The following is a 16,933-nucleotide window of genomic DNA, read 5'->3' on the forward strand; positions in this document are numbered from 1 at the left end:
ATTCGGACGTCGGCCTTGAACCCGCCCCCGACTGGGTGCATCTTTATGACTTGTCGCAAAAACAAGAATAAGGATCGCTCATGTTCGATATCAGCATGTTTCCCATCGCCGATGCCGTCCGCCGGGCTGCGCAACTGAGTCAAGAGGACTATCAGCGCCTCTATCGCCAATCCATCGAACAGCCGGACACGTTCTGGGCCGAACAGGCCAGGCGCTTTCTCGACTGGACCACGCCCTGGCACACCGTCAATACCTCGGACATCCAGACCGGCGCCACCCAATGGTTTGCCGGCGGCCAATTGAACGTCAGCTACAACTGCATCGACCGCCACCTGGCGCAACGCGCCGAGCAACCGGCCTTCATCTGGGAGGGCGATGATCCGACAGCGTCTTCCACCATCACCTACCGCCAACTGCATCAAAACGTCAGCCGCCTGGCCAATGTGCTGAAAAGCCGTGGCGTGAAAAAAGGCGACCGGGTGTGCATCTACATGCCGATGATTCCGCAAGCGGCCTACGCCATGCTCGCCTGTACGCGGATTGGGGCGGTGCATTCGGTGGTGTTTGGCGGTTTTTCACCCGACGCCCTGCGCGACCGCATTCTCGACGCCGACTGCCGCACGGTGATCACCGCCGATGAAGGCGTGCGCGGCGGCAAGCCGGTGGCGTTGAAACAAAATGTCGACAAGGCCCTGGCCAGTTGCCCGAACGTCAGCACCGTGCTGGTGGTAGCGCGCACCGGGGCCGCCGTGAACTGGAGCGAAGGCCGCGACCTCAACTATCAACAGGCCGTGGATGCCGCCAGCGATGACTGCCCACCCGAGCCGATGGACGCCGAAGACCCGCTGTTTATCCTCTACACCTCCGGCAGCACCGGCAAACCCAAGGGCGTGCTGCACACCACCGGCGGCTACCTGCTGCAAGCCGCGATGACCTTCAAGTACGTGCTCGACTACCGCGACGGCGAAGTGTTCTGGTGTACCGCCGATGTGGGTTGGGTCACCGGCCACAGCTACATCGTGTACGGCCCGCTGGCCAATGGCGCCACCTCGCTGATGTTCGAAGGCGTGCCCAGCTACCCGAGCAGCTCGCGCTTCTGGCAGGTCATCGACAAGCATCAGGTCAATATCTTCTATACCGCGCCGACGGCCCTGCGCGCATTGATGCGCGAGGGCCACGCTCCGTTGGAGAACACCTCCCGCGCCAGCCTGCGCCTGCTCGGCAGCGTCGGTGAGCCGATCAATCCGGAAGCCTGGGACTGGTACTTCAACGCCGTCGGCGAACAACGCTGCCCGATTGTCGATACCTGGTGGCAGACCGAAACCGGCGGCATCATGCTCAGCCCGCTGGTCAGCGCCCAGCGCATCAAGCCCGGCTGCGCGACCCAACCGATGTTCGGCGTGCTGCCGGTGCTGCTCGATGAGCACGGCAAGGAAATCAACGGCCCGGGCAGCGGCGTGCTGGCGATCAAATCCAGTTGGCCGGGGCAGATCCGCAGTGTCTATGGCGACCCGCAGCGCATGATCGACACCTACTTTAAACCCTACCCCGGTTATTACTTCACCGGCGATGGCGCGCGGCGTGACGAAGACGGCGACTACTGGATCACCGGGCGCATCGACGATGTGATCAACGTCTCCGGCCACCGTATCGGCACCGCCGAGGTGGAAAGTGCCCTGGTGTTGCATGACTGGGTCGCCGAGGCTGCGGTGGTGGGCTATCCCCATGACGTCAAAGGCCAGGGCATCTATGCGTTCGTCACGCCGATGAATGGCGTGGAGCCCAGCGATACACTGAAGAAACATCTGCTCGAACTGGTCAGCAAGGAAATCGGCAGCTTTGCCAAACCGGAACTGATCCAGTGGGCCCCGGCCTTGCCGAAAACCCGCTCGGGTAAGATCATGCGACGCATTTTGCGCAAAATAGCCTGCAACGAGTTGGACAGCCTCGGAGATACCTCCACCCTGGCCGACCCCAGCGTGGTCGCCGGCCTGATCGACAAACGCCTGAACCGATAGGAACCCGCGCGTCGCCATGGAATTTATCCGCAGCCGTATCGAAACCCAGTTGATGAGCCTCACCGGCTTGTCGCTGGGCCAGTTGGACCTGGAAAACCCCAAGGGCGACCCCGGCCTGTTCGGCCCGGACTCGGTCAGTTGGCAAGTGCATGGCGATTTCAGCAGCATGCTCATCGGCGGCATCAGCGCCTTGATGCTGCAAGCCTTGCACCCATTGGCGCTGGCTGGCGTGTGGGACCATTCGAACTTTCGCCAGGACATGCTCGGGCGCCTGCGCCGCACGTCGCAGTTCATTTCCGGCACCACCTTCGGTTCACGCAAAGACGCCGATTGGCTGATCGAGAAAGTACGCACCATTCACCTGCAGGTTGTCGGCCATGCACCCGACGGCCGCGCCTACGCGGCCAGCGACCCGCAGTTGCTGACCTGGGTGCATGTGGCGGAGGTCAGCAGCTTCCTCGCCGCGCACGTGCGTTATCGCAACCCGCAGCTGTCGGGGCGCGATCAGGATCGTTACTACAACGAAATCGCCCTGGTCGCCGAACGCCTGGGCGCGCGGAATGTGCCGCGCTCACGCGAAGAAATTGCGGATTATCTGGCGCGTATCCGTCCACAATTGTTGTGCGACGCGCGCAGCCGCGAAGTGCTGCGCCTGCTGCTCGAAGCCCCGGCGCCCAGCACCCTGGCCAAACCCTTTGGCGCCCTGATGATGCAGGCCGGGATCGACCTGCTGCCGGCCTGGGCCGCCGACATGCTGGGGCAACACCCGAGCCCGCTGCAACGCCAGCTGGTGCGTGCCGGGGTCAAGCGCAGCGCGCCGGTGCTGCGTTGGGCGATGCGCAATGGCTCGGTGCAGCGCGCGCATCGGCGGATGGGGTTGATGTAGGCGACGCTCCATAACTGCTAAACTCCGCGCCCACATTTACCCAGCAAGGCGCGCTCCATGTCTCCCCTGAACCAGGCGCTGCGCGCCGCCCTCGATCATCGTCAAGGCCTGATCAGCGAGTTGCATGCCCAAGGTACCGACTGTTACCGGTTGTTCCACGGCAGCCAGGAAGGCGCCGGTGGCCTGACCATCGACCGCTATGGCCCGCAATTGCTGGTGCAGAGCTTCCACCAACCGCTGGAAAGCGCAGACCTGCTGGACCTGCATCAACTGATCAGCCAGTACATGGGCCTGGAATTGCTGCTGGTGTACAACGACCGTTCCCGTGGCAACTCGCGGATCGACCGCGAAGACACGGTCTACCGCGCCACACCGCAAGCGCTGCAGGACCTGGTCGGCCACGAATGGGGCCTCAATTACCGCGTGCGCGGGCGCCATGCAGGGCAAGACCCGTTGCTGTTCCTCGACCTGCGCAACACCCGCGGCTGGGTCAAGACACACAGTGCCGGCAAAAGCGTACTGAACCTGTTCGCCTACACCTGTGGCGTGGGCCTGAGCGCCGCGGCCGGCGGTGCGCGTGACGTGTGCAACCTGGATTTTGCCGAAGGCAACCTGGCGGTCGGCCGCGAAAACGGCCTGCTCAACCCGCAACTGGCACCCATGACGTTCGTGCAATCCGATTATTTCCCGGCGATTCGCCAGCTGGCCGGCCTGCCGATCACTCAGCGGCGCGGACAGAAACTGCCGGGCTATCCGCGCCTGGAACCGCGTCAATATGACCTGGTGTTGCTTGACCCGCCGGCCTGGGCCAAGAGCGCCTTCGGCACCGTCGACCTGTTGCGCGACTATCAAAGCCTGCTCAAGCCGGCGCTGTTGGCAACCGCCGATGACGGCGTGCTGATCTGCTGCAACAACCTGGCAAAAGTGAGCATGGACGATTGGCGTGAGCAGGTGCTACGTTGCGCCGAGAAAGCCGGGCGTCCGGTGCGCGACTGGCAAATCATGCCTCCTGGCGCCGACTTTCCGTCGCAAGACCAGCAACCTCCATTGAAGACTCTGATCCTGCAGTTATAGGAATTTTCTGAAAGAGGGTGGCTCTTCGGAACCGAAAACCCGTGCCATACTCCAAGGCACTCCTGTTCGACATAGATGGCGCCGCCCCATGCCCAAAGGATTGATTCGCGCCACTGGCGCCTTGTTGACTGCCGTTGCCCTGTACAGCTTGCTGGGCTTTTTGATTTTGCCCGGCATTGCCCTTCGCATAGCCAACCAACAGTTGGCCAACTACGCCACGGTGCCGGCCCGCATCGAGCGTATCGAGCTCAACCCGTTCAGCCTGGAAGTGACGCTGTGGGGCCTCAAGATCGGCGATCCCGGCAAGGAACAAGTGGGTTTCGAGCGGCTCTACGCCAACCTGCAGCTCGACAGCCTGTGGACCCGCGCCCTGCACCTGGCCGATGTGCAACTCGACAAACCCAAGACCGAGTTGCTGTTCGACAAGTCCGGCCAGTTGAACCTGGCGCAGTTGTTCAAACTGCCACCCAGCGAACCGACACCGGCAGACCCCAACGCCAAACCGTTCCCGTTGCGGATCGAGCGGATCAAGCTGGCGGGCGGTTATCTGCACTTTGAAGACCTGCGCCCCAGCGAGCCGATCGAGTTCCTCTACGACAAACTCGACTTCGAGCTGAAAAACCTCAGCACCCTGCCGGAAGACAATGCCGACATGACCCTGGTCGCCGCCGGCCCGGAAGGCGGGCAGATCGACTGGAAGGGTAACGTCAGTCTGGTGCCGATCACGTCCAAAGGCACCCTGAAAATCACCGATGGCAAGATGAAAGCCTGGTGGCCCTATGTGCGCGACGCCCTGCCCCTGGTCCTCGAAAACGGCGTGCTCAACTTCAGCACGGACTACACGTTCAGCCTGGCCAAAGAAACCGAACTGAACCTGACCAACACCGCCGCCAGCATCGCGCCGTTCGCCATCAAGGCGCCGGATGGCCGGCCATTGGTGCGCCTGGAGCGCCTGGACGTCAGCGAAACCACGATCGACCTGGCCAAGCAGCAGGTGGTGGTCGGCAAGATCCGCAGCAACAAGCTGGAAACCTGGGCCGCCCGCGAAGCCGATGGCCAACTGGACTGGCAGAAACTGTTCGCCAGCCAGCCGGGCAAGCCGGCCAAGGCACCGGAAGCGGCCAGCGCGCCAGCAGCTGCCGACTCGCCCAAAGCCGCGCCTGCAGCGCCGAGCAAGCCTTGGCAAGTGCTGCTCAAGGATGTGCAACTGCGCAACTATCAGGTGCACCTGGCCGACCGCCAGGCCAAACCTGCGGTCGCGCTGGAACTCGGCCCGCTGAACGTCGATGTGCAGAACTTCGACAGCCTCAACGGCAGCCCCTTCACCCTCAAGGTCGACACCGGCCTGGGCAAGCAAGGCAAGATCCAGGCAACCGGCGAGGTCAACCTCAACCCGGTCAGCGCCAAGCTGAAAGTGAATACCCAGGACATCGATCTGCGGGTCGCGCAGTCCTATATCAGCCCGTTCATCCGCCTGGAACTGCGTAGCGGCATGCTCGGCAGCAACCTCGATGTGAACCTCAAAAGCACCGAGCCGCTGGCCCTACAGATCACCGGCCGGGCGCAGGTCGATCAGTTGCACACCCTCGACACCCTCAAGACCCGCGACTTCCTCAAATGGCAGCGCCTGGTGCTGGAAGGGCTGAACTACCAGCATGGCGACAGCCTGTCGATCGACAAGGTCAACCTGCAACAGCCCTATGTGCGCTTCATGATCAACGATGATCGCACCACCAACGTCGACGACCTGCTGATTCCACAGCCGGCCGACAGCGGCGCCAAGTCGGCGGCCAAGCCGGCCGCAAGCAAAGAAAAGCCGCTGGGTATTCATATCGGGCAGATCGCGATCAACGACGGTTCGGCCAACTTCGCCGACTTCAGCCTCACGCCCAACTTTGCCACCGCGATCCAACAGCTCAACGGGCAGATCGGCACCATTGACAGCCGCCAGGCCAAACCGGCAGCTGTCGACATCAAGGGCAAGGTGGATCGCTATGCACCGGTGACCATCAAAGGCAGCGTGAACCCGTTTGATCCGATGGCGGCACTGGATATCGCCACCAGCTTCAAACGTGTCGAACTGACGACCCTGACGCCCTACTCGGGCAAGTTCGCCGGTTTCCGGATTCGCAAGGGCCGCCTCAACCTCGACCTGCATTACGTGATCACCAAAGGCCAACTGAAGGCCGAGAACAAAGTGGTGGTCGAGCAACTGCAACTGGGTGAGAAAGTCGACAGTGCCGATGCGGTAGACCTGCCGATTCGCCTGGCGATCGCCCTGCTCAAGGACTCTGACGGCAAGATCTCGATTGAACTGCCCATCAGCGGCGACTTGAACAACCCGCAATTCAGCGTGATGCCGATCGTCTGGCAGACCCTGCGCAACCTGGTGGTGCGCGCGGCAACGGCGCCGTTCAAGTTTATCGGTGGGCTGGTGAGCGGCGGCGGTTCGGAAGACCTCGGCAATGTCTCGTTCGCCGCAGGCTCCAGCGAACTGAACAAAGACGCCGAGGGCGCCCTGAACACCTTGGCCAAGGCCCTCAAAGAACGCCCTACCCTGCGCCTGGAAATCGAAGGCACGGCGGCGGCCGACAGTGACGGCAAGTTCCTCGCCGAGCAGCGCCTGGAGCGCGAATACCAATATAACTACTACAAGATCCTGCAGCGCCGTGGCGACAAGGTTCCGGCCCAGGCGTCCTTGCTGCAAGTACCGGAAAAGGAAAAAGCCCCCTTGCTCGAAGGTATCTACCGCACCCGCCTGAAACAACAACCACCGGCGGAGTGGAAAAACCTGAGCGACGATGAACGCACGGCCAAACTCAAGGGCGGCGTGATCACGTTCTGGAGCAGCAGCGACGTGCTGTTGCGCCAGCTCGGTCAGGACCGCGCAAGCACCATCAAGGACTACCTGGTCGACAAAGGGCAGCTGGAAGATGACCGGGTGTACTTCGTCGACGCCAAACTGGGCCAGGCCGAGAAGGATGGCCGGGTGGTAACGCAGATGCATCTGGACGCCGAATGACCCCACGCGCCAGCGCAAGCTGGCGCCCACTTCGAAAGCATTCCTGGCCGGAATAGAACAGGCCCCGACACATGTGCCGGGGCCTGTAATGACCACATCCCTATGGTCGGTCGCATGAACCCGTGAGGTGCATTGAGTGGATATCTAACTCACTCGTTGCCGCCGCCGCCTAGTTCAGCGATTGGTTGGGCGTTACTCTGCTTTCAGGCCATCGGCCGATACAGCTTTCACGCCTTTGATTTTCTTGGTGATGTTCACCGCGGTAGTTTTCTGCGCTTCGGTCACTGCGACGGAAGAAGACAGGGAAACTACACCCTTGTTGGTTTCGACTTTGATGTCGGTACCCGGAATGCCTTTCTCGGTAACCAGGTCAGCCTTCACCTTGGTAGTGATCCAAGTGTCCGAAGTGGCCTCTTTGGATTTGTCGATGTTGTCGGCTTTTACCGCACCGCCAGCCAGCAGGCCGTCAGCGGATACAGCGGTCACACCTTTGATACGCTTGGTGATGGCGACAGCGGTAGCTTTCTGCGAGTCAGAGATGGCAACGGTCGAAGACAGGGAAACCACACCTTTGTTGGTCTCAACCTTGATGTCCGAACCTGGGATGCCCTTTTCGGTCAGCAGGTCAGCTTTGACTTTGGTGGTGATCCAAGTGTCCGAGGTGGACTCTTTGGCTTTGGTCATTTCGCCAGCTGCCAGCGTCATCGGCGCCTGCGCGGTTTGAGCGAAGGCAACGTTGGCCATGGCCAGGGTCAGGGCGGTAGCAGTTGCGGTAGCGAGAGCGAACTTCTTCATACGAGTAACTCCTGTTTTATTAAAAGTCTGCAGTGTGTGAACCTTGATGCTGCAGCATTAACAGGACTATTGCAGGCACTGTGCCAAGTCGAACTCTTCAAATAAACCCTTTAAAAACAATTAGTTATAGATTGAGCGAATTTTCGGATTCGTGCAATTTGCATGAAGCAGAGCGTGCCTGCATGCAAGTTGCGGCTTTTGGCTGTGATTAAGCGTCTGATTTTTCGGCATTTTCCTGCACGCATAAAAAAAGGACTCCGAAGAGTCCTTTTTTCAGCGTGAAGCCTGCGGGTATTTAAGCGCCCGAAGCCTTGGCTGCTGCCACGTCTTTGATGGACAGCTTGATACGGCCGCGGTTGTCCACGTCCAGTACCAGCACTTCCACTTCCTGGCCTTCTTTCAGAATGTCGGTCACTTTCTCAACACGAGCATCGCTCAGCATGGAGATGTGAACCAGACCGTCTTTGCCCGGCAGGATGTTGACGAATGCGCCGAAGTCGACGATGCGCTCAACTTTACCGACGTAGATCTTGCCGATCTCGGCTTCGGCAGTGATGCCCAGAACGCGCTGACGCGCCGCTTCTGCAGCTTCCTTGGTTTCGCCGAAGATCTTGATCGAGCCGTCGTCTTCGATATCGATCGAAGCCTTGGTCTCTTCACAGATCGCACGAATGGTCGCGCCGCCTTTACCGATGACATCACGGATTTTGTCGGTGTCGATTTTCATCGCGATCATGGTCGGAGCATTTTCCGACAGTTCGGTGCGGGACTGACCAATGATCTGGTTCATCTGACCGAGGATGTTCAGGCGCGCTTCCAGGGCTTGGCCCAGAGCGATTTCCATGATCTCTTCGGTGATGCCTTTGATCTTGATGTCCATCTGCAGCGCGGTAACACCTTTAGCGGTACCGGCTACTTTGAAGTCCATGTCGCCCAGGTGGTCTTCGTCACCCAGGATGTCGGTCAGGACGGCGAACTTCTCGCCTTCTTTGACCAGGCCCATGGCGATACCGGCAACCGGCGCCTTCATCGGCACACCAGCGTCCATCAGTGCCAGGGAAGCACCGCAGACCGAAGCCATGGAGCTGGAACCGTTGGACTCGGTGATTTCCGACACTACACGGATGGTGTACGGGAACACGTCGGCGGCTGGCAGCATGGCCTGAACCGAACGACGGGCCAGACGGCCGTGACCGATTTCGCGGCGACCGGCGCCACCCATGCGACCACATTCGCCCACCGAGAACGGCGGGAAGTTGTAGTGCAGCATGAACGGGTCTTTTTTCTCGCCTTCCAGGGTGTCCAGCAGCTGTGCGTCGCGGGCAGTACCCAGGGTCGCAACGACCAGGGCCTGGGTTTCGCCACGGGTGAACAGCGCGGAACCGTGAGTCTTCGGCAGAACGCCGACTTCGATGTTCAGCGGACGCACGGTGCGGGTGTCGCGACCGTCGATACGTGGCTTGCCGTTAACGATGTTTTCGCGAACGGTGCGGTATTCGATTTCGCCGAATGCTGCTTTGACGTCGCTGGCAGAAGGCTGGCCTTCTTCACCGGACAACTTGGCAACGACCTGATCCTTCAGCTCGCCCAGGCGAGCGTAACGGTCGGCCTTGACGGTGATGGTGTAGGCCTGGGAGATCGCTTCGCCGAACTCGGCACGGATCGCGCCCAGCAGTTCGGTGGCTTCGGCTTGCGGAGCCCAGGCCCAAGTTGGCTTGGCGGCTTCGGCAGCGAGTTCTTTGACGGCGTTGATCACAACCTGGAACTCGTCGTGAGCGAACAGTACCGCGCCCAGCATCTGGTCTTCGGTCAGCTCTTTGGCTTCCGATTCAACCATCAGTACGGCTTCCGAGGTACCGGCAACGACCATGTCCAGGCTCGAGGCTTTCAGTTGCTCGTAAGTCGGGTTCAGCAGGTAGCCGGTGCTTTCGTGGAAAGCCACGCGCGCGGCGCCGATCGGGCCATCGAAAGGAATGCCGGAGATAGCCAGGGCAGCCGAGGTACCGATCATCGCAGCGATGTCCGGATCGGTCTTTTTGCTGGTGGAGACGACGGTGCAGACAACCTGCACTTCGTTCATGAAGCCTTCTGGGAACAGCGGACGGATCGGACGGTCGATCAGTCGGGAAGTCAGGGTTTCTTTCTCGGAAGGACGGCCTTCGCGCTTGAAGAAACCGCCAGGGATCTTACCGGCAGCGTAAGTCTTTTCCTGGTAGTGAACAGACAGAGGGAAGAAGCCCTTGCTCGGGTCTGCGGTCTTGGCGCCTACAACGGTCACCAGTACGGTAACGTCGTCGTCAACGGTAACCAGCACTGCGCCGGAGGCTTGACGGGCGATACGGCCTGTCTCGAGGGTAACGGTCGACTGACCGAACTGAAATTTTTTGATAACCGGGTTCACGGTGTCCTACCTTCTTTGTGGCTCTTGGGGAACTTGTCTTCTTGCGAAATTCTTGGGCAATGTCGGGAATCGGCCCAACCCTTGTCCAGGGGTAAAACGTGTATCCAGATAAAACTTGAGGCTGGAAGCCTGCCATGGGCCAGCGGGAATCCCACTGACACACGGCAAACAACCAACCTCTAGCGCAATCGCTTATTAGCGACGCAGACCCAGGCGACCGATCAGAGCCTGATAACGACCCAGATCCTTGCCTTTCAGGTAGTCCAGCAGCTTACGGCGCTGGTTTACCATGCGGATCAGACCACGACGGGAGTGGTGATCTTTACCGTTGGCCTTGAAGTGACCTTGCAGTTTGTTGATGTTGTGGGTCAGCAGTGCAACTTGCACTTCTGGCGAACCAGTGTCACCAACAGCTTGCTGATAGTCAGCTACGATTTGTGCTTTTTCTTGAACGTCGAGAGCCATGAGGCAATCCTTTTTTCAGGAAACCACCCAAAGGGCAGTTTCAACAGGCCAGGGACAAATCCCTGTATCTAAAAATGAGTAGTGACCGTGCCTGTTAACAGCCACCCTCGTTCCAGTTTGCGTAAAGGCTGATACGCTTTTACCACAAACTGGTTTCGGTCATTCTGACCGAATCAGTCGACGCGGCGCGATGCGCCCGTCTTCGCTCACTTCACCGATACCGATAAAGCGACCGTTATGATCCTGTACCCGCACCATGCCGAATTTCGGCGCGTCCGGGGCACGTACCGGCTGGCCGTTGAGCCAGTAGAACGCGCTGTGCTCCGAGAAGTGCAGCAATGGCCAATCGAGCAAACCGCTGTCCGATGGCATCAAGAAGCGATCGACCGCTTCATTGCCGCCTTCGGCGTGTACCGCTTCCAACTCTTCCAGCGTCACCGTCTGGGCCAGGCTGAAAGGGCCGGCCTGGGTCCGTCGCAGTTCTGCGACATACGCGCCGCAACCGAGCTTTTCACCGATATCTTCCACCAGGGTACGGATATAGGTGCCTTTGCTGCAGTCCACGGCCAGGCGTGCGGTGTCGCCTTCACAGGCGAGCAATTCCAAGCGCGCAATAGTAACAGAACGCGGTTCGCGCTCCACTACTTCACCCGCACGAGCCAGCTTGTAAAGTGGTTGCCCATCGCGCTTGAGCGCCGAGTACATCGGCGGTATCTGACTGATTTGCCCACGAAAAGCGGGTAAAGCAGCCTCGATATCAGCACGACCAACGGTCACGTCGCGAACCTGCAAAACATCACCCTCGGCATCGGCCGTGGTGGTGGTCTTGCCCAGTTGCATCAGGGTTTCGTAACCCTTGTCGGAATCGAGCAGGTATTGCGAGAACTTGGTGGCCTCGCCAAAGCACAACGGCAACACACCGGTGGCCAGGGGGTCGAGGCTGCCGGTGTGCCCGGCTTTCTCGGCATTGAGCAGCCAGCGGACCTTCTGCAAGGCGGCATTGGAGGTAAAGCCAATGGGCTTGTCGAGCAGAATGATGCCGCTGACGTTGCGACGGATACGTTTGACCTGAGCCACCGCTTACTCCTTGGCGTCTTCAGGTGTGGACGGATGCTGATTATCCTCAGCCACGGCGCGCTCGATCAGTGCCGACAGGTGCGCGCCACGCACGACGCTTTCGTCGTAGTGGAAGTGCAACTGAGGCACGCTGCGCAGCTTCATTTCGCGGGCCAACTGCATGCGCAGGAAACCTGCGGCCGAGTTGAGCACCTTGATGCTTTGCGCGATTTCTTCGCTGCTGTCCTCACCCATCACGGTAATGAAGATTTTTGCGTGACCTACGTCACGGCTCACTTCAACGGCGGTGATGGTGACCAGGCCAACACGAGGATCTTTGACTTCGCGACGGATCAGTTGGGCCAGCTCGCGCTGCATCTGATCGCCGATACGTTGGGTACGGCTGTATTCTTTTGCCATGTCTTGTTACCTGTTACTGCCACACGGTGAAACCCGTGGGGTCTGAAAGCGGCAAACGCCCGGCCTGACAAAAGCCAGACCGGGCGTTGCGTTTAGAGTCCGGACGTTGCGCGGGGCATTTGCATGCCCACACGCGGCGTGGCTCCTGAAGTGCGCGAGTTAGAGGCTGCGAGCAACCTGAACCTTCTCGAAGACTTCGATCTTGTCGCCAACCTTGACGTCGTTGTAGCTCTTGACGCCGATACCGCATTCCATGCCGGCACGTACTTCGGAAGCGTCATCCTTGAAGCGGCGCAGGGATTCCAGCTCGCCTTCGAAGATAACGATGTCTTCACGCAGTACACGGATCGGACGGTTACGGTGAACGGTGCCTTCGATAACCATGCAGCCGGCGATCGCGCCGAATTTCGGCGAGCGGAACACGTCACGCACCTCGGCGATACCCAGGATGTTCTCCCGGACGTCGCTGCCAAGCATGCCGGTGAGGGCTTTCTTGACGTCTTCGATGATGTCGTAGATGACGTTGTAGTAACGCATGTCCAGGCCTTCCTGCTCGACGATCTTGCGAGCGCCAGCATCGGCACGCACGTTGAAGCCGAACAGTACAGCGTTGGAAGCCAGTGCCAGGTTGGCGTCGGACTCGGTGATACCACCGACACCGCCACCGACGACACGCACTTGCACTTCGTCGTTACCCAGGCCATTCAAGGCGCCGTTCAACGCTTCGAGGGAACCACGGACGTCAGATTTGAGGACGATGTTAAGCGTCTTCTTCTCTTCCTGGCCCATGTTCTCGAAGATGTTTTCCAGCTTGCCGGCGTGAGCACGGGCCAACTTGACTTCGCGGAACTTGCCTTGACGGAACAGAGCCACTTCACGGGCTTTCTTCTCGTCGGCAACCACGCTCATCTCGTCGCCAGCGTCCGGGGTACCGTCCAGGCCGAGAATCTCGACAGGGATGGACGGACCGGCTTCCTTGATGGACTTGCCGTTCTCGTCGAGCATGGCACGTACACGGCCATAGTTCGAACCGACCAGCACCATGTCGCCTTGGCGCAGGGTACCGTCTTGAACCAGAACGGTCGCCACCGGGCCACGGCCCTTGTCGAGGCGGGACTCAACCACAACACCACGGCCAGGAGCCGATGGCGTAGCGGTCAGTTCCAGGACTTCGGCTTGCAACAGAACAGCTTCGAGCAGTTCGTCAACGCCAGTACCGACTTTCGCCGAGACCGGTACGAATGGAGTGTCGCCACCCCATTCTTCGGAAGTCACGCCGTGAACCGACAGTTCGCTACGGATGCGATCGAGATCGGCGCCCGGCTTGTCGATTTTGTTCACCGCAACCACCAACGGTACGCCAGCTGCCTTGGCATGCTGAACGGCTTCGATGGTTTGTGGCATCACGCCGTCGTCTGCTGCAACGACCAGGATCACGATGTCGGTCGCCTTGGCACCACGGGCACGCATCGCGGTAAACGCGGCGTGACCAGGGGTGTCGAGGAACGTCACCATGCCGCGATCGGTTTCAACGTGGTAGGCGCCGATGTGCTGGGTAATACCGCCAGCCTCGCCTGCCGCAACCTTGGCACGACGGATGTAGTCGAGCAGGGAAGTCTTACCGTGGTCAACGTGGCCCATTACGGTCACGACCGGCGCACGGGAAACGGCTTCACCTTCGAACTTCAGGGACTCGGCCAGGGAATCTTCCAGGGCAGTGTCGCTGACCAGGGTCACTTTGTGGCCCAGCTCTTCAGCAACCAGTTGGGCAGTTTCCTGATCCAGTACCTGGTTGATGGTGGCCGGAGTGCCCAGCTTGAACATGAACTTGATGATTTCAGCTGCCTTGACCGACATCTGCTGGGCGAGATCGCCCACAGTGATGGTCTCGCCGATCTTCACTTCACGCACGACAGGGCCGGTTGGGCTCTGGAAACCGTGGGCGTTGCGTTTTTTCAGCTTGGCCTTGCCGCGACCACCACGACGGAAGCTGTCGCTTTCTTCGTCGGTAGTACGTGGGGCAACGCGTGGCGCAGGCGCTTTCTCTTTGACCGAAGCACGATGCGGAGCGTTTTTGCGCTCACCATCACCGCCGCCACCGCGACGACTGTTATCGTCGGCACGTGGTTTGTCCGGACGACGAGGTTCGTCGCGTTTACGCGCATCAGCAGCAGGTGCTGGTGCAGCGGCCACCGGAGCGGCCTCACGCACAGCTTCTACAGGCGCGGCAGCAGGAGCAGCGACCGCATCAGTGGCAGCAGGTTGCGCAGCAGCAGGCTGGCGACGCGCTTCTTCTTCGGCGCGACGCTTGGCTTCTTCTTCAGCCTTCTGACGAGCAGCATTTTCTACTGCGCGACGTTCTTCCAGTTCGCGTTTGCGCTCGGCTTCGATTTCTTCCGGGCTGCGCTGTACGAAGACTTTCTTCTTGCGTACTTCAACGCTGATGCTCTTGCTACCAGCAACACGCAGGGTGCTGGTGGTTTTGCGCTGCAATGTAATCTTGCGCGGTTCTTCCACTTTCGCCTTGTGGCTGCTCTTCAAGTGAGTCAGCAAAGACTGCTTCTCACTATCGCTCACACCTTCATCGGCGGCGGTGTGCGGCAGACCTGCCTCACGCATCTGCTGCAACAGGCGCTCTACCGGTGTTTTGACCTCATCGGCCAGTTGTTTCACCGTGACTTGCGTCATGCACTTCTCTCCTCAGGCCGCGCCTAATTACTCGAACCAATGGGCTCGGGCGGCCATGATCAACTTGCCGGCACGATCATCGTCAATGCCGTCGATGTCGAGCAGATCGTCAATAGACTGCTCGGCCAGGTCTTCGCGGGTAATTACGCCGCGCACCGCCAGTTCCATCGCCAAATCCTTGTCCATACCCTCAAGCGAGAGCAGGTCTTCGGCCGGATGGGCGTCTGCCAGCTTTTCCTCAGTAGCGATGGCTTTAGTCAACAAACGATCCTTGGCCCGAGCGCGAAGCTCGTTGACGGTGTCTTCGTCAAAGCCATCGATGTTGAGCATTTCTTCCAACGGTACGTAGGCAATCTCTTCCAGGCTGGTGAAGCCTTCATCTACCAGCACCTGCGCCAGGTCTTCGTCGACTTCCAGCTCGTCGATGAAGTTGCGCAGGATGTCACCGGTTTCAGCTTGCTGCTTAGCCTGGATGTCCGATTCGGTCATCACGTTCAGGGTCCAGCCGGTCAGTTGGCTGGCCAGACGCACGTTCTGACCACCACGACCAATGGCCTGAGCCAGATTGTCTGCGCCAACGGCGATGTCCATGGCATGGGCATCTTCGTCAACGATAATTGCCGCCACTTCAGCCGGCGACATGGCGTTGATCACGAACTGCGCCGGGTTATCGTCCCACAGGACGATATCCACACGCTCACCGCCCAACTCGCCCGACACTGCCTGGACGCGCGAACCGCGCATACCAATGCAAGCGCCCTGCGGGTCGATGCGTTTGTCCTTGGAACGGACCGCGATCTTGGCGCGCGAACCCGGGTCGCGGGACGCAGCCATGACTTCGATCAGGCCTTCGGCGATTTCCGGCACTTCGATGCGGAACAGTTCAATCAGCATTTCCGGCGCGGTACGCGACAGGATCAGCTGAGGACCGCGGTTTTCGGTGCGGATTTCCTTGAGCAGCGCACGCAGACGCACGCCGACACGGAAGGTTTCGCGAGAAATGATGTCTTCGCGGGCCAGCAACGCTTCGGCGTTGTTGCCCAGGTCGACGATCACGTTGTCGCGGGTAACTTTTTTCACGGTGCCGGAGATGATTTCACCCAGGCGCTCGCGATAGGCGTCAACGACTTGAGCGCGCTCGGCCTCGCGAACCTTCTGCACAATGACCTGCTTGGCAGTTTGTGCAGCAATACGGCCGAACTCGATCGATTCGATCTTTTCTTCGACAACATCACCGACCTTGGCGCCAGGGTGCGTTTCAGCGACCTTGCTCGGCCAGGTTTCGATGGCCGGATCATCAAGATCGGCTTCTTCAACGACCGTCCAGCGACGGAAAGTTTCATAGGCACCGGTGTGGCGGTTGATTTCCACACGCAGATCAACTTCGTCTTCAAAACGCTTTTTGGTCGCAGTGGCCAGGGCCAGCTCCAGCGCTTCAAAAATCACGTTTGCCGGTACGCCCTTTTCATTGGATACCGACTCAACAACCAGCAGTACTTCTTTGCTCATCGTACGCCTCGCCTTTCGCAAGCCATTGGATCCGCGGGATCCGCGTCTCAGTCAAAACTGGGAATAATGTTGGCCTTGTCGATCATATCGATCGGCAACAGGAACTCATGGTCTTCTACTTGCACCACGACATCCTGCTCTTCTACACCGCGCAGAAGGCCCTGAAAATTGCGTCGCCCTTCAAAGGGAGATCGCAGCTTGATTTTCACTTGTCCACCGGCAAATTTTGCAAACTGCTCGAGAGTGAACAGTGGGCGTTCCATGCCAGGCGAGGAAACTTCGAGGGTGTACTCAACGGCGATTGGATCTTCAACATCCAGGACACCACTGATCTGACGGCTGACAATGGCACAATCGTCCACCAGCACGCCGCCCTCTTTATCAATATAAACGCGCAACATTGAGTGGCGACCTTGAGCCGAAAACTCAATACCCCAGCATTCATAGCCCAGGGCCACGACCACCGGGGCCAGCAAGGCCTGCAACTCTTCTAGCTTGCTCGACACCTGAACCCCCTCGTGCATGTATGTGCATGCTGTGCAAAATAAAAAAATGGGCGAAACGCCCATCCTTGAAACGCCGTCGAATAGCGGCGTTGA

General features: G+C 59.6%; 12 protein-coding genes. 4 read left to right on the forward strand and 8 right to left on the reverse strand.

All coding sequences use genetic code 11. From position 1 onward, the window contains the following. Positions 1-80 precede the first annotated feature (80 nt). The 4 genes from acs (at position 81) to JN756_RS27430 (ending at position 7,000) form a co-directional block, all read left to right on the forward strand. Positions 81-2,018 (forward strand): acetate--CoA ligase, encoded by a 1,938-nt coding sequence (gene acs / locus JN756_RS27415; protein ID WP_126588582.1) that lies wholly within the window; start codon positions 81-83, stop codon positions 2,016-2,018. Between the two features lie 16 nt (positions 2,019-2,034). Next, on the forward strand, positions 2,035-2,904 hold the full coding sequence (locus JN756_RS27420; RefSeq protein WP_046382047.1) for an oxygenase MpaB family protein: 870 nt from the start codon (positions 2,035-2,037) through the stop codon (positions 2,902-2,904). A 57-nt stretch (positions 2,905-2,961) separates the two neighbouring features. Further along, a complete protein-coding gene (locus JN756_RS27425) occupies positions 2,962-3,978 on the forward strand; it encodes a class I SAM-dependent rRNA methyltransferase (protein WP_046487567.1) in 1,017 nt (338 codons plus the stop codon). A gap of 88 nt (positions 3,979-4,066) precedes the next feature. Further along, on the forward strand, positions 4,067-7,000 hold the full coding sequence (locus tag JN756_RS27430; protein WP_201021549.1) for a DUF748 domain-containing protein: 2,934 nt from the start codon (positions 4,067-4,069) through the stop codon (positions 6,998-7,000). 192 nt (positions 7,001-7,192) lie between these two features. Here JN756_RS27430 and JN756_RS27435 read toward each other — a convergent pair whose 3' ends face one another. The 8 genes from JN756_RS27435 to rimP all read right to left on the reverse strand — a co-directional run bounded on the left by JN756_RS27435 (position 7,193) and on the right by rimP (position 16,840). Continuing rightward, positions 7,193-7,795, reverse strand: a complete 603-nt coding sequence (locus tag JN756_RS27435; protein ID WP_046382044.1) for a BON domain-containing protein — start codon at positions 7,793-7,795, stop codon at positions 7,193-7,195. Between the two features lie 295 nt (positions 7,796-8,090). Beyond that, on the reverse strand, positions 8,091-10,196 hold the full coding sequence (gene pnp / locus JN756_RS27440) for a polyribonucleotide nucleotidyltransferase (RefSeq protein WP_017847425.1): 2,106 nt from the start codon (positions 10,194-10,196) through the stop codon (positions 8,091-8,093). A gap of 195 nt (positions 10,197-10,391) precedes the next feature. Next, entirely contained in the window at positions 10,392-10,661 is a 270-nt protein-coding gene (gene rpsO, locus JN756_RS27445) for a 30S ribosomal protein S15 (protein ID WP_003176135.1), read from the reverse strand. 159 nt (positions 10,662-10,820) lie between these two features. Then, on the reverse strand, positions 10,821-11,738 hold the full coding sequence (truB, locus tag JN756_RS27450; RefSeq protein ID WP_014719950.1) for a tRNA pseudouridine(55) synthase TruB: 918 nt from the start codon (positions 11,736-11,738) through the stop codon (positions 10,821-10,823). Between the two features lie 3 nt (positions 11,739-11,741). Continuing rightward, the gene (gene rbfA, locus JN756_RS27455) at positions 11,742-12,137 is read right to left on the reverse strand and encodes a 30S ribosome-binding factor RbfA (protein ID WP_017847424.1); all 396 of its coding nucleotides are present in this window, start codon (positions 12,135-12,137) and stop codon (positions 11,742-11,744) included. Positions 12,138-12,296: 159 nt separating this feature from the next. Further along, entirely contained in the window at positions 12,297-14,825 is a 2,529-nt protein-coding gene (gene infB, locus JN756_RS27460) for a translation initiation factor IF-2 (RefSeq protein WP_046382043.1), read from the reverse strand. A 27-nt stretch (positions 14,826-14,852) separates the two neighbouring features. After that, complete coding sequence (gene nusA / locus JN756_RS27465; RefSeq protein WP_008057419.1) at positions 14,853-16,334, reverse strand: transcription termination factor NusA; 1,482 nt, start codon at positions 16,332-16,334, stop codon at positions 14,853-14,855. A 47-nt stretch (positions 16,335-16,381) separates the two neighbouring features. Continuing rightward, entirely contained in the window at positions 16,382-16,840 is a 459-nt protein-coding gene (gene rimP / locus JN756_RS27470) for a ribosome maturation factor RimP (protein ID WP_026140087.1), read from the reverse strand. Positions 16,841-16,933: the final 93 nt, after the last annotated feature.

It is taken from the genome of Pseudomonas sp. Y39-6, assembly GCF_023651955.1.
In the GTDB taxonomy this organism is placed as follows: domain Bacteria; phylum Pseudomonadota; class Gammaproteobacteria; order Pseudomonadales; family Pseudomonadaceae; genus Aquipseudomonas; species Aquipseudomonas veronii.

Excerpts from the sequence above, each read along its gene's own strand:
- JN756_RS27430 (WP_201021549.1), top strand. The coding sequence starts at position 4,067 with ATGCCCAAAGGATTGATTCGCGCCACTGGCGCCTTGTTGACTGCCGTT.
- JN756_RS27435 (WP_046382044.1), bottom strand. The coding sequence starts at position 7,795 with ATGAAGAAGTTCGCTCTCGCTACCGCAACTGCTACCGCCCTGACCCTG.
- acs (WP_126588582.1), top strand. The coding sequence starts at position 81 with ATGTTCGATATCAGCATGTTTCCCATCGCCGATGCCGTCCGCCGGGCT.
- rbfA (WP_017847424.1), bottom strand. The coding sequence starts at position 12,137 with ATGGCAAAAGAATACAGCCGTACCCAACGTATCGGCGATCAGATGCAG.
- infB (WP_046382043.1), bottom strand. The coding sequence starts at position 14,825 with ATGACGCAAGTCACGGTGAAACAACTGGCCGATGAGGTCAAAACACCG.
- JN756_RS27425 (WP_046487567.1), top strand. The coding sequence starts at position 2,962 with ATGTCTCCCCTGAACCAGGCGCTGCGCGCCGCCCTCGATCATCGTCAA.
- rpsO (WP_003176135.1), bottom strand. The coding sequence starts at position 10,661 with ATGGCTCTCGACGTTCAAGAAAAAGCACAAATCGTAGCTGACTATCAG.
- JN756_RS27420 (WP_046382047.1), top strand. The coding sequence starts at position 2,035 with ATGGAATTTATCCGCAGCCGTATCGAAACCCAGTTGATGAGCCTCACC.
- nusA (WP_008057419.1), bottom strand. The coding sequence starts at position 16,334 with ATGAGCAAAGAAGTACTGCTGGTTGTTGAGTCGGTATCCAATGAAAAG.